Here is a 17,401-nt window from a genome sequence, read left to right as displayed (position 1 = left end):
TCTGTTCATGGTGACAAAGCGTGGTGCCGCCGGCGGGAAGTCCCGCCGGGCCTGGCGCGGCTATGGAGTCGCTCCGACCGGGAAGTCGCAGCCCGGGACGCCGCTCTGCGCGGGCGGGCCGATCAGGGTGTGCGTGGAGTTGATCCACCGGGTCGCGTTCGGCGAGCCGCGCATGATGTAGTACCACTGCCCGTCACCGCCGTACGGGGTGCCGTGCGGCTTCCAGCACATGACGTCGAAGGAGTCGAAGCGGGACATCCACGGCCGGTCGTAGCCGCCCTGGCCGTCGCAGGTGAAGGCATTCGGATCGTAGGACGTGGCGCCGGGAAGGTCGGTGCAGCTGCGGTCCATCCCGGTGTTGAGCCGGGTGCTCCAGCGGGTCTTCGCGGCGCCGGACTGGGCGGACGCCGAGGCGATCGGCCCGCCGGTGCCGAGGGAGTTGACCGTCTGCACGCGGATGGAGTGCGGCTCGCTGAAGCCGCCGGTGTTGATGGTCCGGCTGCCCGAGGCGGCGACCCGTTCCCAGCCCCCGTTGTCGATGCTGATCTGGGTGTAGGCGACGTCGTTGGTCGTCGTCGACGGCGAGCTCCAGCTGAAGCTGAGGCTCCGCTGGTTTTCGGCGCCGTTCTGTCCGGACGCCGAGGGGGTTCCGGGCGCGCCGTACGGCGTGGTGGTGGCCCCTGTACTGGCGTCTGAGCTTGGCGCGACGGACGAGTTGGCCGTGACGGTGATCGTGGTGGGGGTGCCGTTGGTGAACCCGCCGACCTTTTGGCCGGGAGTGATCCCCCCGGTCTTCCCGCTGGGGCTGGCGTAGTAGGTGTAGCTGACCTCGCCGGGCTGGGAGCCGTTCCGTCCGGCCGTGTCGAGTTCCCGGAAGTTGATGACCACGGCCCGGCCCGCGCCGCCGGTGTCCGCCGCCGTCGCGCTCACGCCGGAGACCTGGCCGAGCTTGCCGGTGGCACGGCGCGGTGCCGAGGCGGCGCTGACCGCACCCTTGCCCGCCTTGTTCTCGGCCTGGACGGTGAAGGTGTAGCCGGTTTCGGAGTTGTTCGCGGTGAAGTTCGCGGTCCTCACCGTGCCGGCGACCATCTGGGTCTGGGTGGCGCCTCCGCCGCCGCTCATGGTGACGTAGTAGCTCTTGATGGCGTCGCCGTTGGTGTTCGGCTCGCTCCAGTTCACCTTCAGCTGGTTGGAGGTGCCCACGGCGGACGCGACCGACGTCGTCGGGGCTGCCGGGGCGGCGGGCACGCCGGCCGGGTTGTCCTCGGCCGAGTACTGTCCCCAGTCGGAGGGTCCGAGTTCGTTGACGGCCTGGGCGCGGACCTTGTACCGCACTCCGTTGGTCAGTCCGGGCCAGGTGTAGCTCAGTCCGGCCACGCCGTTCTTCACGGCGATGCCGCTGGCCGGCGGCGGGGAGATCTCCAGGTTGTAGTTCTTCACGGCGGAGCCTTCGGTCTTTGCCGCGGGCCAGGTGATCACCATGTTCTTGTCCCCGGCCTTGACCGTGGGGGCCTCCGGCGGCGAGGGTTTCTCGTCCGGCCGGATTTCGTTGGAGGCCGGCGACGGCACCGACTCCCCGACCTCGTTGGTGGCGGTGACGGTGAAGACGTACTTGACGTCGTTGGTCAGTCCGCTGAGCGTGCAGGTGGTGGTGGCGCAGTCCTGGCTGAAGCCGGCCGAGCGCACGGTGTACTTGCTGATGGTGGCTCCGTTATCCGAGGGCGGAGTCCATTTAAGCACCGCGGTCCGGCTGCGCACGTCCGTGGCGGCCGGCGCCGAGGGGGCGTCCGGCTTGTCCCGGACCGTGATCCGGACCCTGCCGTCGGTCTGCCGGGACACGTCATCGGTCTTGTCCATCACGGTGTAGCGCAGCACCATCACGCCCTTGAAGCCGGCGGCCGGGGTCACGGTGATCGAGTCGCCGGAAATGGCAGGCTGTCCGGCGGCGGAGCCGGTTTCCACCGTGGCCGCGACAATCCGCAGCGGGGTCTCGCTGAAAGGGTTGAAGTCGTTGGCGAGCACGTTGATGGTCTCGGTCTTGCCGGCGTTGACTTTCTCGATCACGTCCTCGTTGGCGACCGGCAGCGGGCGGTTGGAGGCCACGACGGTTGCCGTGATGCTGGCCCTGACCGGCTCGGAGCGGCCGTCGGTGACCTTGAGCGGGATACTGCCCTTCCAGCCTGCGGCCTTGCCGGAGTCCGCGGTGACCTTCAGGGTTCCGCCGTCCACGGCGGCCTTGAAGCCCTCCGGCAGCGTGCCGTCGAGTTCGAACCTGAGCTTCTCCTGGTCGCCGGAGTCCACGTCCTTGGCCAGGTTGCCCAGCTCCAGGCTTGCGGATTCCGCCGTCGGCACCTCCAGCGTCGCTCCGCTGAAGCTCGGCTGGTGGTTGGCGTTCGGATCGGGAATCACCCTGGTGATGACGCTGAGGGTCGATTTGAGGCCCTGCGGGTCATCCGGGCCGGTGCCGTCGGTTACTTCAAACGTGACGGAGCCCGGGCCCACGTAGTCCTCGAGCGCGGCGTAGCGCAGCTTGTCGCCGTTTCCGGCCACGACGTTCTGCGGGTCGGCCCCCTGCACCCGGACGTTGTCCACCTGGGTGATCCGCGGGGTGCGGCCCTCCCTGACCCGGACGTATTCGTTCAGGTCCAGGTCGATTTGCTTGCCCGCCATCACTTCGACGGCGTCGGTCCGGGCCAGCGTGGGGTGCTGTTCGCCCTGGCCGGGGACCCAGATGACCGCCGTCGCGCTTTGGCCGTCGACGTCGGTGACAGTGTACGGGACCAACTGGTCCTTCGGCACGAGGGCCACCCGGACACTGCCGTCGCCCGCGCGGGCGTTCGGGTTGCCGTCCGGCAGGCTGATCTTGAGTTCGGCGGCGACGCCGTCCGGATCCGAATCGTTCTTCAGGACGGGGACGTCGACGGCGGACTTGCCCAGCGTCTCGGCGGGCGTGACCACGTCGTCCTTGGCGACGGGAAGCTTCAAGGCGGCGTCCGGGCTGACCCGGACCCGGATCACGGCGCTGCCCTGGGCTTTTTTGTCGTCCTGGATCTTGTAGCTGACGCTTTCGTTGCCGGCGGCACCGGGGGCGGTGAGGAGCACCTTGCCGCCGTCGGCGGGCTCGACCCCGAGCTCGGGGCGGGCCTCGAAACCGTTGCTGACCAGGCTGACCGGGTCCCCGTCCGGGTCCGAGTCGTTGGCGAGGGCCTCGACGGCGATCTTGCGGCCGGGCCGGACGTCCACCGCGTCGTCCACGGCGATGGGTTTCTGGTTGTTGGCTTCCTGCGGCGCGATCCCGACGATGACGGTGCCGGTGTTTTCGGCGCCGATCCGGTCCCGGACGCGGTAGCTGAAGGTGTCCGTGCCGGCGGCGTTGCCGGCGGCGGTGAATTCGAGGTAGCCGTCCTTGACCACGGCCGTGCCCATCGCGGGGGCCTTGTCCACGCCGGTCAGCTGGACGGAGTCGCCGTCGGTGTCGACGCCGTCGAGCGGCACGGGAATGCGCACCGTCATGCCGGCCACCACGCGGGCGGTGAGGTTTTTCGGTTCCGGGCGGGTGTTGCGTTCGTCGTCGCGGGCCCGGATGCGGATGGTGACCTGCTGGGAATCCGACTGTCCGGAGGCGTTGGTGACCTTGTAGATCGCGTAGACGGTCTTCGGGACCTCACCGGCGATGAAGCGCAGCATCCCGCCGGAGGTGAAGATCCGGCCGTCCGCGGCGTCCGGCTGCTGGGCCAGCACCGGTTCCAGGCTGAGCTTTCCGCCGTTGGGGTCGGTGTCGTTTTCCAGTACCGGGATGGTGACGACGTCGCCGGCTCGCACGGTCGCCTCGTCCGGTTTGGCCTGCGGCGCCTGGAGTTTCGTGGGGGCGGGGACCACCAGGACGGCGATCTCCCCGCTCGCGGAGGATTTGCCGTTGGAGATGGTGTATTTGACGCTGAGCTGGCCTTCCGCGCGGACGTCGGTGATCCGGACCACGGAGTGGTCCAGCACCGCAGCGCTCACCGGCAGTCCGTCCGCCGCTGTCACCGACTGCACGACGAGCATGCCGCCGGAGGGATCGGAGTCGTTGCCGAGAACGTCCACCAGGACGCTGCCGCCGCTGGGCAGCAGGGCGGTGTCCCGGACCGCCACCGGGGCGCCGTCGCCGCCGCCGGGGACGACGTCGACGCGGACCAGCTGCTGGGCGCTGGCCGGTCCGTTGGTCACCAGGTAGGAGACGTAGTGGGCGCCCTGGGCGGTGGAGTTGAACGTGAAGGTCTGCTGGTCCGCGCCCATGGTGGCGGTGGAGTTCCCGTCCGGGGTGACCTGCGCGAGGCGCAGGGCGCCGCCCAGGGGGTCCGAGTCGTTCTTCAGCGGCGCGATGACGGTGTCCACCCCGGCGACGGCGACCAGGTGGTCCGCGTTCGCGATCGGCGGCAGCGCCCCCGGGGCGCGGACGTCGACGGTGACCTTGCCTTCGGCGGTGGAGCGGCCGTCCGAAACGGTGACCGTGACGGTCTTGCGGCCGGGCTCGGAGCCGGCATCCTGGAAGCTGAGCAGGCCGTCGGGCCGGACCTTGACCTGGTCGCGGGGGTCGCTGCTGGCCGCGCCGACGACGAAGAGATCGTCGCCGTCGGGGTCGATCCAGTCGGGGAGGATGTTCTGGCTGACGATCTTGCCGGACTGCACCACGAGCGTGGTGTTGCGGTTGGGTTTTTGCCGCGGGGCGGCGTTCTCCCCCGGCGGCACGATGTTGAGGGTCACGTCGGCGCTGGCGGAGAGTCCGCGGCCGTCGTCGACCGCGTATTTGAAGGTTTCCGGTCCGGACTTGTCCGCCCCGACGCTGATCTGGAAGCCGGTGGCGCCGTAGATGGGCGCCAGCAGCCCGGAGCTGAGCGGGTCCGGGCTGCGGACGGTGAGGATGTCGCCGTCCGGGTCGGTGTCGTTGTCCAGCACGGGCAGGATGGTGGTCTTGCCGGCGCGCACGCCGAAGGTATCGGGTTTGGCGGCGGGCGCGCTGTTGGGTTTGGTGCGGTCCGGGAGCACGGTCTGCTGGACCTCGTCGGCGGAGTCCTTGTCCGCGTCGTCCGAGGTCTGCTGCGGCGGGATGACGTCGTCCCAGTTGTTGACCAGCTGCATGTTCTGGTTCACCAGCCAGACATTGCCGGAGTTCACGTCGTTGAGGACCACCAAGTCCCGGTTCACCCGGAACACATAGCTCGGCGACGCCGAGGCCTTGGGCACGTCCACGGTCTTGTCATCGGCATCGTTCACGCACTCACGGACGTATTTGTTTGCCCCCGACCACGCCGCATGGATGCACCCGGCCAGCTGCACCGGCGCCGCCGGAACCCCCTGCCCGCCGAACGTGACCGTCTTCGCCGTCGAACCGTCCAGCGGCTGCTTCAGCAGCGCCTTCGGCGTCGCGACCGCAACCGCATCCGCAGCCGGACCCGAGAGCTGCAGCTTCGCATCCCGCGCATCCGCCAGCGCCAGTTCACGCCCGCCCGGAAGAAACAGCTTCCCCCGGCCCGCATCGAGCACCACCGGCTGGTCCCCCACGACCGCCAGCTGCAGGTCCCCCGCACCCTTGAGCCCGTCCCACGTGCTCACCTTCGCGTCTGTGCGCCCACCCTCGGCATCCACCGTCGTCACCGTGACCTGCCCGGACTTCGGATCCGCACTGTAGATCCGGTCATCAGCACCCACCGCCGACACGGTCCCGGCAGACCCCGCCAGGACCGGCTCGGAATTCTCCTCGTCAAAACCCGTCACCGTCGACGGCGACAGCGCCCAGACCCGGCCCTTGGCCGCATCCGTCACCGAAATGACCTTCGACCCGAAACTCACCGCCGCCGAACCCGGCAGCTTCTTGTCCCCGCCCAAACGCATCTGCGCCGCCGACACCTGGTTCAACGTCGACCCGGCAGTGTCATCCACGAACACCGTCCCGGCATCCTGGAGCACATCAAACGTCGCCGACGCCGGCGTCACCGCCCCGTCCAGCACCCGCGACGGGTAATTCAGCCGCCCCACCGCATTCTTCGACTTCGACACCACCCACACTCCGCCGTCGTTCAGCTCCACCTCAGTGGTCTTGAACCCGGGATAGATGATGGCGCCGGTGATGAGGACCGCGGAGGCGGCAGCGAGCCCGGTTCCTGCCAGGAAGCGCTTTCGCCGTGCGGTGAAGCGGCCGGTCAGCGGGCCTGCCGCACCCGGCCGGCGGGTTTTTGGCCGCAGGGCGGAAAGGAAGGTCTTCATGTGTGGTGTGTCCCCCAGAAGGTCACGGCCGCCAGGCAGGGGGCATCGCCCGTGCTGGTGCCAGATGCTACGACTATCGCATATTAGCCATCGATTAGAGAAACCCTGGCGGGGTCAGCTCCGGCAGGGCCGGCATCGATGCAGTTCAGAGGCCCTTAATCCAGGACGAGTCCGCGGCCGCTGCCCCGCTGCAGCTGGACCGGGTGGATTTCGCCGAAGCCGCGGACGTCCTCGGCCGGCCGCGGCAGCAGGACGAATCGTTCGTCGTTTTCCAGCGCGGCGGCGGTCATCGAGTCCACCAGCACGGTGCCGGGATCCGCCAGGGCGGTGAGCCGCGCGGCCAGGTTGACCGTGGGCCCGTAGATGTCGCCCAGGCGGGAGAGGATGCGGCCCCAGACCATGGCGACGCGCGCCTCGGGCAGGATTTCGTCGTCGGTGAAGGCCTGGCACAGTGCCAGCGAGATTTCGGCCCCGGCCGCCGGGGTTTCCGCTATGTAGAGGACTTCGTCGCCGACCGTCTTGACGAGGCGTCCGCCGCCCACGGAAATGATTTCGGCGCACTTGTTCTCGAAGCGCTGCACCAGCTGGGCGAGGGTCTTTTCGTTCATCCGGCGGGAAAGGCTGGTGTAGGAAACCAGGTCAGCGAAGCCGACCGCCCGGGCCAGCGGGAGCGGGGCGTCGTCCTCGTCGCCTTCGCGGCCCTCCTCGCTGGACGCCAGCCCGGCCTCGGCGCGGACGGCCAGGCGCTGGACCCCGGCGTTGAGCTGGCGGCGCCAGGAGTAAAGCAGCATTTCCTCCAGCGCGTCCACCAGCGAGGGCAGCTCGCTGACCAGGTGTTTGCGGGCAACGGCGTCGGTGACGCCCTGCTGGTGGACCATGTCCTCGACGAGGGCCTCGATCTGCCAGACCACCATGCGGTCCGTCATCTGTCCGATGGCGCGGGTGACGGAAATCGCGGCTTCCTCGGTGAGCTTGCCGGCGCGGACCAGGTTCACAATGATGGTCAGCGCGGCCTGGTCGCGTTCGGTGAAGGCAACGTCCTCGTCGCCGATGTTGGGAAAGCCCAGGGCCCGCCAGAGTTTGCGGGCGGAGAGCAGCGAGAGCCCGGCGCCGGACGCGACTTCACGCCGGCGGAGCTTGCGTTCGCCGCCGAGCAGCCGCTGTTCGAGGGCTTTGAGCGCGATGCGTTCGGCGGACAAGGTGCCGGTGGGGGGCGCGGCGGCGCCGGGTTCCGCGCCGTGGGACCCTTCGTCGTCGTCGGAGTCGGAGTCGTCGTCGGCGTCCGGTCCCGGTTCCACCGTGACGTCGGTGTCCGCGGAATCGGGAAGCCATGCCTGGGCGTTGGCGGCACCGTCCTCGGCGTCCTCCTCAACCGGGTCGGCCACGGAATCGAGGACGGCTTCCTGGAGGCTGGCGGTCTCGACGACGGCGTCCGGAACCTGGGACGGCTCTTCGTCCAGGAGGCCGGTGTCCTGGTGGACTTTCTCAGCGCTCATCTCTTCCACCTTCTCTCGTCTCCCACGGCCACGCCGCATCGGGGTTGTGCATCATTTCCTCGGAACCGGCATCCCCGTCGTGCGGGAGATCGTTGATGGCGTCGAGGATGAAGTTACGGAACGTCACGACCTCCGGGACGTCGGGCACCATGATGCCGGTGGGGTGCCCGGTTTCCAAGGATATATTCCCGGAGCGCAATACGCGTTGGAGCAACGACTGATGGATGACCACATTACGGACGGTGGCCAACGAAACCTGCTGATCACGCCGCCGCCACATGCCGTAACGGGCGACCAGGCGCCGGTTCGTCAGGGTGTACCTCGTGGCGTTCCACGTCATAACCCGCGGCAGGCAATAGCCCAGCAGCACCCAGGCTGCCAGTGCCGCGCACGCCCCGATCAGCCAGGGCGTCCATTCCTTGGCCGAGCCTCTGATCAGCGGCGTGAGCTGGGCCGGCCCGCCCTTCACGATCCAGGCGGTGGCGTAGGCGGCCAGCGCGGGAACCAGGACGAATAACAGCGCCGGGACGATCAGGGTCCGGGGCTGCGGCCGGGTCACCACAATCACTTGCTCGCCCGGGAGGAGCTCTTTACGCATAACCGCTTTCGAAGCCCGGATTACTGCCGGCACCGCCGGTCCGGTCCCCGCCGCTTTCCGTGCCGGGGGGTGCCCAGGGACGCAGGTGCACCACGTCTCCGGCCGTCACCACGTGCTCGTGTCCGCCGGAGTCCACCACCAGGAGTGAGCCGTAGTCATCCAGGCGGGTGGCGCGGCCGATGATTTCGTGGTCGCCGGGCAGCTGGGCGCGGACCTGTTTGCCCAGCGTCGTCAGCAGGTGCTCGACCCGCTTGTGCAGGGAGGGGCCGCCGGCCATCCCGGCGGCGGGATCGCCGTCGGCGTTGCAGAAGCTGCGGTAAAGGGTGGCGAACCGGGACAGGTAGCTCTTCAGCAGCTCGGTCCGGTCCACCGTGCCCGGGTGTTCCAGCAGGACGGACGTGGCGGTGGGCACCGGGAGGTCAGCCTCGGTGAGGGTGACGTTCAGTCCGGTCCCGAGCACCACGGGCGGTACGGCGCCGTCCGCCATCGGGCCCAGCTGGGCGAGGATGCCGGCGATCTTCTTGCCGCGGACCAGGACGTCGTTGGGCCATTTGAGCTCCGCCGGGATCCCTGCGGTCTCCAGCAGCGCCTCGCGCAGGGCAAGGGCCGCGAGCAGCGAGAGCCAGGAATAGCTCTGGGTCGGCAGCGGCCGTCCCTCGGCGTTGACCGGGCGCAGCACCAGCGAGACGGAGACGGAACTGCGGGCAGGGGCTTCCCAGCGGCGGTCGAGGCGGCCGCGGGCAGCGCTCTGGTATTCGGCGGTGAGCACGGTGAGGTCCGGATACCCCCGGGGATCCTCGGTGACACCGCGGATCAGGTCCGCGTTGGTGGAGCCCGTGGATTCCACCACCGTGAGCCGCGGAATGCCGTTGGCGGAGAGAAACGCCTCATCGCTGAGGGCGTTCACATCGAGGGGCGGACGGTCCGGGACTTCCTGCGCGGCTTCCATGCTTTGAATCCTACCGAGTCCCGGCGCCGTCGGCTCCAGCCCGTGCCGCCGGCGGCACGGGCGCACAGCAGACTCAGAGGAAGATGTCAGGGATCAGCCGGTCTTCCGGGGCGCCCAGGCTGTACGGGGTGAAGTCCGTGACGCCGGCGGCGGCCAGCACCTGCTCGTCGGTGTAGAAGTTGCCGCTCCAGCTGCCGGATTCCGGGATCGCGTTGCTGCTGGTCAGTACCGCGTGGGCCGCGTCCGCCATGATTTCGGGGCCGCGGGCGCCCTGGATGATCTTTTCGCCGCCCGGCATGTTGCGGATGGCGGCCGTGTTGATCAGGGTGCAGGGCCACAGCGAGTTGACGTTGATGCCGTCGACTTTGAGTTCCTCGGCCAGGCCCAGGGTGGTCAGGCTCATGCCGTACTTCGCCATCGTGTACGCCAGGTGCATTCCGGCCCACTTCGGGTCCAGGTTCAGCGGCGGGGAGAGCGTCAGGATCTGGCCGGCGTCGGATTCCCGCAGCGCGGGCAGGGCGAGCTTGGAGAGCAGGAACGTGCCGCGGACGTTGATGTCCTGCATCAGGTCATAGCGCTTCATGTCGATGCTGTCGGTCCTGGACAGGTCGATCGCGGAGGCGTTGTTGATTACGATGTCGATCCCGCCGAAGCGTTCGACGGCGGCGGCCACCGCGCCGGCGACGTCGGTGTCGTTGCGCACATCCCCGACCAGCGGCAGGGCCTGCCCGCCGGCCGCCTCGATCTGCTCGGCGGCGGAGTACACCGTGCCTTCCAGCTTGGCGTGCGGCTGGCCGGTCTTGGCCATCAGGACAATGTTGGCGCCGTCGCGTGCGGCGCGGGTGGCGATGGCCAGGCCAATGCCGCGGCTTCCGCCGGAGATGAGGATGGTGCGGCCCTGGAGGGAACCGGCGGCCTGATAGGGCCCTGCAGCGGTGCCCGAAGCATCATTGCTCGAAGTCATGAGGACACTCTAGCCGACTAATGTTACTGGCGAGTAACATTGACGCGCCGCGGTCGCCGGGACCACGGCCGTGCACCCTCACGTTGTGGTCGCGGTGAGAGTTGGGGCGAATATTGTAGGTTTTCTACAGCGGCATGGGCCAATAGCGTCACTAGACTTGCCATCAAGGCCCGGCGTTTGTGGATACCAGCTAAAGCGCCTCACAGTTCAGGGCCGGCGCACCAACGCACGATCAGCACCACACGATTCAGCAGAACATCAGCTACAGAGCCGGAGACACTTGATGAGCCACGATCTGACCACGACCGCGGGAAAGATTGCCGACTTCCGCGACCGCCAGGCCCGTGCTGAGCAGCCATCCGGCCCCGAAGCGATCGAGAAGCAGCACGCACGCGGCAAGAACACGGCCCGCGAGCGCATCGACCTGCTGCTGGACGCCGGCTCCTTCGTTGAATTCGACGCGCTCGCCGTGCACCGCTCCACCGCCTTCGGCATGGAGAAGAAGAAGCCGCTCGGCGACGGCCTGGTCTCCGGCTACGGCACCGTGGACGGCCGGCCCGTGGCCGTGTACAGCCAGGACTTCTCCGTCTACGGCGGCTCGCTGAGCCAGGTCAACGGCGAGAAAATCGTCAAGGTCCAGGAATTCGCACTGCGCAACGGCTGTCCCGTGGTCGGCATCCTCGACGGCGGCGGCGCCCGCATCCAGGAAGGCGTCGCGTCGCTGGCGATGTTCGCGGACATCTTCCGCAACAACGTGCATGCCTCCGGGGTGGTCCCGCAGATCTCCCTCATCATGGGCCCTTCCGCCGGCGGCGCGGCCTACTCCCCCGCCCTGACGGACTACGTGGTCATGGTCGACAAGACCTCTCACATGTTCATCACCGGCCCCGACGTGATCAAGACCGTCACCGGTGAAGACGTGGACATGGAGACCCTTGGCGGCGCCCGCCAGCACAACGCCAACACCGGAACCTCCACCTACCTCGCCTCGGACGAGGCCGACGCCATCGAGTTCGTCCGCGAACTCCTGGACTTCCTGCCCTCGAACAACCTCGCCGAGGCCCCCGTGCTGGAGCACACCCAGGAGCTGGAGATCGACGCCGAAGACCTCGCCCTGGACGCGCTGATCCCGGACTCGGCCAACCAGCCGTACGACATGCGCAAGGTTATCGGGCAGATCGTGGACGACGGGCACTTCCTGGAAATGCAGTCCCTCTACGCGCCGAACGTCATGATCGGCTACGGCCGGGTCGAGGGCCACACCGTCGGCATCGTGGCCAACCAGCCGATGCAGTTCGCCGGCACCCTGGACATCGCCGCCTCGGAGAAGGCCGCCCGCTTTGTCCGGCACTGCGACGCCTTCAACATCCCGATCATCACCCTGGTGGACGTGCCGGGCTTCCTGCCGGGCAAGGACCAGGAGTTCCAGGGCATCATCCGCCGCGGCGCGAAGCTGCTCTACGCCTACGCCGAGGCCACCGTACCGAAGCTGACCGTGATCACCCGCAAGGCCTACGGCGGAGCGTACATCGTGATGGGCTCCAAGAAGCTCGGCGCGGACCTCAACCTGGCCTGGCCCACCGCGCAGATCGGCGTGATGGGCGCGCAGGGCGCCGTCAACATCCTGTACCGCCGCGAACTCGCCGCGGTCGCGGAGGCCGGCGGCGACGTCGAGGCCAAGCGCGCCGAGGTCATCCGGCAGTACGAGGAAGAGCTGCTCAACCCCTACCAGGCCGCCCAGCTCGGCTATGTGGACGCGGTCATTGCCCCGTCCGAGACCAGGGTGCAGATCATCAAGGGACTGCGTGCCCTGCGGGACAAGCGCGCCAGCCTGCCCGCCAAGAAGCACGGGAACATCCCGCTGTGATCCCCGCCCACACCCCGGCTGAGCCCGAGGAGATGCCGCCGGCCGTGCAGCCCCTGCTCGCCGTCGTCAAGGGCGAGCCGACGCCGGAGGAGCTCGCGGCGCTGACCGCCGTTGTGCTGTCCCTGGGCAGCGGGGAACCTGCCTCAGCGGACAAGCCGAGCGCCCGGCACTGGATCCGCCGGCAGCAGCTGCAGCTGGCCCCGAAGCCGGGCCCCGGCTCGTGGAAGCGCAGCCGCGGCTAAGGCACCCGCGACAGGGTAAAGCTCCGCTGTCCCCCGCGAAAAGTGCAGCAACCCTTTCATAACAGCCGGAGCCCGGCTAGTGTCTTTCGGGTGACTATCGAAACCACTGACAAGACTGCCTCCGGACGCCCGCAGACCGCCATCGATGCCGTCGCCGATGCCTTCACGGACACCCTGATCCGGCTCAACCCGAGCTTCGCCACGGAACTCGGGCTCCCCGGGCACGAAACCGAATACCAGGACTTCTCCCCGGCCGGGCACGAGGAATTCGCCGTAGCCGCGCGGGAGGCGCTCGCCGCGCTGGACGGCCTGGAGCCTGCGGACGACGTCGACGCCGTCACCCTGGATGCCATGCGCGAGCGCCTGGGCCTTCAGCTGGAACTCCACGCGTCCGGCTGGGACCTGGCCGAGCTGAACAACATCGCCTCCCCCGCGCAGGAGATCCGCGCGATCTTCGACCTGATGCCGATGGACACCGCAGGGCAGTGGGACCACATCGCGGGCCGGGCGCACAATGTCCCCGCCGCCCTGGACGGTTACATCCTGTCGCTGCGCGCCGCCAGGGAGGACGGCAAGGTTGCCGCCGCGCGCCAGGTGAAAATCGTGATCGAACAGACCACCAAACACGCCGCGGAGGACGGCTTCTTCGCGAAGCTGGCCGCCACCGCCAAAACCGCGGAGGGCGAGCTGCCCGAGGACGTGCAGTCCAGGCTCGACGCCGGTGCTGCCGCCGCGCGGGTGGCCTATTCCCGGCTGGCAGGCTTCCTGGAGTCCGAGCTGCTTCCGGTCGCCCCGGCGAAGGACGCCGTTGGCCGTGAGCGCTACTCGCTGGCGTCCCGCGCCTTCCTCGGCGCCACGGTGGACCTCGAGGAAACCTACGCCTGGGGTGTGCAGGAACTCGACCGGCTGATCGCCGAACAGGAGCGGGTGGCCGGGGAGATCCGCCAGGGTGCCACGATCGAGGAAGCCAAGGAGGCCCTGAACAACGACCCCGCCCGGCAGCTCAAGGGCACCGACGCCCTCCGGGCCTGGATGCAGGAGCTCTCCGACAAGGCCGTGGCCGACCTCGCGGGCGTGCACTTCGACATCCCGGACGTGATGAAGACCCTTGAGTGCAGGATTGCCCCGACCGAGGAAGGCGGCATCTACTACACCGGTCCCTCGGACGACTTCAGCCGCCCGGGCCGCATGTGGTGGTCCGTGCCGCCGGGCGAGGACAGCTTCACCACCTGGGCCGAGACCACCACGGTCTACCACGAGGGCGTCCCGGGCCACCACCTTCAGGTGGCCACGGCCACCTACCGCCGCGAGCTGCTCAACAAGTGGCGCCGGAACGTCAGCTGGACCTCCGGGCACGGTGAAGGCTGGGCCCTGTACGCGGAGAAGCTGATGCAGGAACTGGGCTACCTCAAGGACCCGGGCGACCACATGGGCATGCTGGACATGCAGCGCATGCGGGCCGCCCGTGTGGTGTTCGACATCGGTGTCCACCTGGAGCTGGCGGTGCCCGAGCGTTGGGGGTCGGGCACCTGGACTCCGGATAAGGGTTATGAGTTCCTCAAACAGAACCTCGCCATCAGCGAGGGCCAGCTCAGCTTCGAATTCACCCGCTATCTCGGCTGGCCGGGCCAGGCGCCCTCGTACAAGGTGGGCCAGCGGCTCTGGGAGCAGATCCGTGCCGAGCTCGAATCCCGCCCCGGTTTCGACCTCAAGGCCTTCCACACCAAGGCGCTGAACATCGGCTCCGTCGGCCTCGACACCCTCAAGCGCGCGCTGCTGGAGTAGCCGCGCCGAGAAGCGCGCGCTGCTGGAGTAGGGCGGGTTCGCGGGAGACAATCGCCACATTCCGCCTTGGAATAACTTCACAAAGACGCTGTGTGACGCTGGTTTCCGGGTGTTCGGCGCTGATTTCCCACATCATGGCGCGTAACATTTCTCAACGTCCGTTCGTCGTGATAACCGGGCCGGACCTAGCGTGTTCCGGTGAGCACTCAGACAAGCACCCCCGCATCCGCCGGAAAGACCGGCCTCCAGCTGCCCAAGTGGGCCGGCTCGTTCGGCTTCCAGATCATCGCCGCCCTGATCGTGGGCCTGGGGCTCGGCCTCCTGGCCAAGTACACGGGCAGCACCAAGGCGAGCCCCAACGCCCTCGGCGCCACGCTGCAGACGATCGGCTCGAGTTACGTGTCGCTGCTGCAGACCGCCGTCGTGCCCCTGATTTTCACCGCCGTCGTCAGCTCCATCTCCAACCTGCGGGCCGTCTCCAACGCCGCCCGGCTGGCCTGGCACACGCTGCTCTGGTTCGCCATCACCGCGCTGATCTCCGTGCTGATCGGCATCGGCCTGGGCGTGTTCCTGCAGCCCGGCGCCAACACCGGCATCACCCAGGAGGCCAAGTACGCCGGCAAGTCCGGTGACTGGTGGGCCTTCCTCATCGGCCTGTTCCCCAAGAACTTCCTGGGCCTGGGCGCCAGCACCACCGTCACCGAGAGCGCCGCCACCACCGCGGTGAGTTTTAACGTCCTGCAGATCCTGGTGATCGCGATCGCCGTTGGCATCGCGGCGCTGAAGGTGGGCAAGGCGGCCGAGCCGTTCCTGAACCTGAACGCCTCCGCCCTCGCCGTGATCCAGAAGCTCCTCTGGTGGATCATCCGGATCGCCCCGATCGGCACCGTCGGCCTGATCGGCAACGCTGTGGCGATCTACGGCTGGGACACCATCGGCTCCCTGGGGAGGTTCACCTTTGCCATCTATGTGGGCCTTGCCCTGGTGCTGTTCGTGGTCTACCCGGTCCTGATCCGCGCCCACGGCCTGTCCGTCAAGCAGTACTTCTCCGGCGTCTGGCCGGCCGTGCAGCTGGCCTTTGTCTCCCGGTCCTCGGTGGGCACCCTGCCGCTGACCCAGCGCGTGACCGAACGCAGCCTGGGGGTCCCCCGCGCCTATGCCTCGTTCGCCGTGCCGCTGGGTTCCACCACCAAGATGGATGGCTGCGCCGCGATCTACCCGGCGATCTCGGCGATCTTCGTGGCCCAGTTCTTCGGCATCCAGCTCGACTTCACCCAGTACCTGCTGATCGCCCTCGTCTCCGTGCTTGGCTCCGCCGCGACCGCCGGCACCACCGGCGCCGTGGTGATGCTGACCCTGACGCTCTCCACGCTGGGACTGCCGCTGGCCGGCGTCGGCCTGCTGCTGGCGATCGACCCGATCCTGGACATGGGCCGCACCGCGGTCAACGTGGCAGGGCAGGCTCTGGTCCCCACCATTGTGGCCAAACGCCACGGCATCCTCGACGAGTCGCTGTACAACGCACCGCGCACCGGTGACCCGTTCAGCGACGACGTCGACAACACAGGCGCCGGCACGGCCGGCGTGGACCCCTCCGCTGCCGCTGCTCCCGGCGCACCCCCGGAAGGCCGCGAGCTGGCCGGCGCCAAGGCATAAGCGCCTGCCGAAGTCTTAACTGACAGAAGTCCCCGGGAGCTTTCCCGGGGACTTCCTCAGTTAAGCCACGTCAGCGGCGGCCCTGCGGCACTGCCTTAGTGTCCGCCTCCGCCAATCACGCCCTTCTCGACGGCTTTGGCGACGGCGTCCGCCTCGGCCTGGGTCAGCGTGCCGTCGGTGACAGCCGTGTCCAGCCTTGTCTTCAGCGCCGCAGCGCGGTCAGCCTGGGCCGCGGTCCGCAGCTCCTCCAGGGCCGCAGTGACCTTGGATTCCTCAATCCCCAGCGACGCCGCCAGCGACTTGGCCAGTGCCGCGTCCCTCGTGGCACGGTCCGGCTTCGTGCCCTCGGCCGGCGGGGTGGTCGGCTTGTTGGCGTCGCGGAAGACCTGCAGGGCCTCGGTCACCTTGGCCTCGTCAACGCCGAGCTTGGCAGCCAGTTCGGCAGCCTGGGCGCCGCCGCGCTCCCCGCCCCGGCCGTGTCCATGGCCGCCGCGCATGCCCTGGCCCTCGGTGGTGCCGGGCGTTGCCTCAGCCGAGGCGCTGGAGCCGGGGGTGGGGGCCGGCGTGGTGGCTGCTGACGCCATCCCGGTGACTCCCAGGCCGGCGCCCAGGGCCAGAGCCCCGGCGGAGATGGCGAGCGTTATTCTCTTGGTACGTGACATGTGCTGTCTCCTGGTCTGCAGCGGTGACGGCTGCGGTTGGTGGTTGTCTCTTCCAAGACGTAGTCCAAGTCTCGCCCGTCCCCTTCAGCAGGAGCTGTTCGGAACCTTTCATCTTGCTGTGAAGGTTTGGGGCTCGCTCCGGACGCCAACCGGGGGAAAAGTTGCCCTGAGTGCAAACATGCACGTAGTGTAATTGCATGCCCGCTTCCACTTCCCCCCGCGCCATGATGCCCCCGGCCTCCGACGCCCCGGCCGAGGTGACGTCCCGGCGAGAGCTGAACAAAGCGGCCACCCGCCTGGCCATCACCGACGCCGCCCTTGGGCTGCTCCGCTCCCAGGGGCCCGGCAACTTCACTGTCGAGGACATTGCCGACGCCGCCGGCATCTCCCGCCGCACGTTCTTCAACTACTTCGGCAGCACCGAAGCGGCCATTGCCGCCGTCACCTTCGGATTCCTGGACAAAGCGCTTCAGCAGTTCCGGCTGCGGCCGGCCGGGGAACCCTTCCTGGAATCGGCCCGGGCCGCCCTCGTCGAACTCGCGGATCCGATGACAGTGGCTCCGCTGGCCGAGCTGTACAGCCTTGGCCAGGCCAATCCGCAGCTGAGCAGGTCCGAACTGGAAGCCTGGGATCACTGCACCGCCGAAATCATTTCCGCGGCCCGCGAGCGCGCCGGCGCCGGCAGCGGCGTTGAACTCGACGAGCTGTACCTCCGAGCCCTGGCCGGCTCCGTCATCTCCTGCGGCAAGGCCGCCATGGACGTCTGGTTCGCCCGATGCGGCGGATCCCTCACCCCGGAATCCTTGTCCACCCTTCGGCAACTCCTGATCGATTCAATGAGCATGCTGGGCTCCGGGTTCTCCCGGCCCGACACCGTCCAGGCCGCCCGGCCCGCCGGTAACTCCACCGCCACCCCTTCCCCAGATCGGCACTGAC

The 17,401-nt window shown here is 68.5% G+C and carries 11 protein-coding genes; 5 read left to right on the top strand and 6 right to left on the bottom strand.

Annotated features, from left to right (window positions below):
• Positions 1 to 60: 60 nt before the first annotated feature.
• The 5 genes from ASPU41_RS11670 to ASPU41_RS11650 form a co-directional block, all read right to left on the bottom strand.
• On the bottom strand, positions 61 to 6,246 hold the full coding sequence (locus ASPU41_RS11670; protein WP_083266480.1) for an Ig-like domain-containing protein: 6,186 nt from the start codon (positions 6,244 to 6,246) through the stop codon (positions 61 to 63).
• Positions 6,247 to 6,401: 155 nt separating this feature from the next.
• Positions 6,402 to 7,742, bottom strand: a complete 1,341-nt coding sequence (locus ASPU41_RS11665) for an adenylate/guanylate cyclase domain-containing protein (RefSeq protein ID WP_231941057.1) — start codon at positions 7,740 to 7,742, stop codon at positions 6,402 to 6,404.
• Positions 7,732 to 8,340, bottom strand: a complete 609-nt coding sequence (locus tag ASPU41_RS11660) for a PH domain-containing protein (RefSeq protein WP_069951056.1) — start codon at positions 8,338 to 8,340, stop codon at positions 7,732 to 7,734. Before ASPU41_RS11660 ends, ASPU41_RS11665 begins: the two co-directional genes overlap by 11 nt.
• A complete protein-coding gene (locus ASPU41_RS11655; RefSeq protein ID WP_069951055.1) occupies positions 8,333 to 9,289 on the bottom strand; it encodes a biotin--[acetyl-CoA-carboxylase] ligase in 957 nt (318 codons plus the stop codon). The genes ASPU41_RS11660 and ASPU41_RS11655 overlap by 8 nt, the downstream gene beginning before the upstream one ends.
• A 73-nt stretch (positions 9,290 to 9,362) precedes the next feature.
• Positions 9,363 to 10,253 (bottom strand): SDR family oxidoreductase, encoded by an 891-nt coding sequence (locus ASPU41_RS11650; protein WP_069951054.1) that lies wholly within the window; start codon positions 10,251 to 10,253, stop codon positions 9,363 to 9,365.
• 283 nt (positions 10,254 to 10,536) lie between these two features.
• Between ASPU41_RS11650 and ASPU41_RS11645 the strand changes: the two genes are divergently transcribed.
• The 4 genes from ASPU41_RS11645 to ASPU41_RS11630 all read left to right on the top strand — a co-directional run bounded on the left by ASPU41_RS11645 (position 10,537) and on the right by ASPU41_RS11630 (position 15,803).
• Positions 10,537 to 12,120, top strand: a complete 1,584-nt coding sequence (locus ASPU41_RS11645) for an acyl-CoA carboxylase subunit beta (protein ID WP_069951053.1) — start codon at positions 10,537 to 10,539, stop codon at positions 12,118 to 12,120.
• Positions 12,121 to 12,152: 32 nt separating this feature from the next.
• Positions 12,153 to 12,362 (top strand): acyl-CoA carboxylase subunit epsilon, encoded by a 210-nt coding sequence (locus ASPU41_RS11640; RefSeq protein ID WP_069952654.1) that lies wholly within the window; start codon positions 12,153 to 12,155, stop codon positions 12,360 to 12,362.
• Positions 12,363 to 12,452: 90 nt separating this feature from the next.
• Positions 12,453 to 14,147, top strand: coding sequence for a DUF885 domain-containing protein (locus ASPU41_RS11635; protein ID WP_231941056.1), 1,695 nt, complete (start codon positions 12,453 to 12,455; stop codon positions 14,145 to 14,147).
• A 198-nt stretch (positions 14,148 to 14,345) separates the two neighbouring features.
• Complete coding sequence (locus ASPU41_RS11630; protein ID WP_069951052.1) at positions 14,346 to 15,803, top strand: dicarboxylate/amino acid:cation symporter; 1,458 nt, start codon at positions 14,346 to 14,348, stop codon at positions 15,801 to 15,803.
• A gap of 95 nt (positions 15,804 to 15,898) precedes the next feature.
• On the opposite strand, the gene ASPU41_RS11625 is transcribed toward ASPU41_RS11630, so the two are convergent.
• Positions 15,899 to 16,465, bottom strand: coding sequence for a hypothetical protein (locus ASPU41_RS11625; RefSeq protein ID WP_069951051.1), 567 nt, complete (start codon positions 16,463 to 16,465; stop codon positions 15,899 to 15,901).
• Between the two features lie 197 nt (positions 16,466 to 16,662).
• Here ASPU41_RS11625 and ASPU41_RS11620 point away from each other — a divergent pair, with 197 nt between their 5' ends.
• Positions 16,663 to 17,400: a TetR/AcrR family transcriptional regulator gene (locus ASPU41_RS11620; RefSeq protein ID WP_442856196.1), complete on the top strand. Its 738-nt coding sequence runs from the start codon at positions 16,663 to 16,665 to the stop codon at positions 17,398 to 17,400.
• Position 17,401: the final 1 nt, after the last annotated feature.

Source organism: Arthrobacter sp. U41 (assembly GCF_001750145.1).
GTDB lineage: Bacteria > Actinomycetota > Actinomycetes > Actinomycetales > Micrococcaceae > Arthrobacter.
The sequence above is the reverse complement of the archived record's forward strand: the minus strand, read 5'-3'. Positions and strand labels throughout refer to the sequence as shown.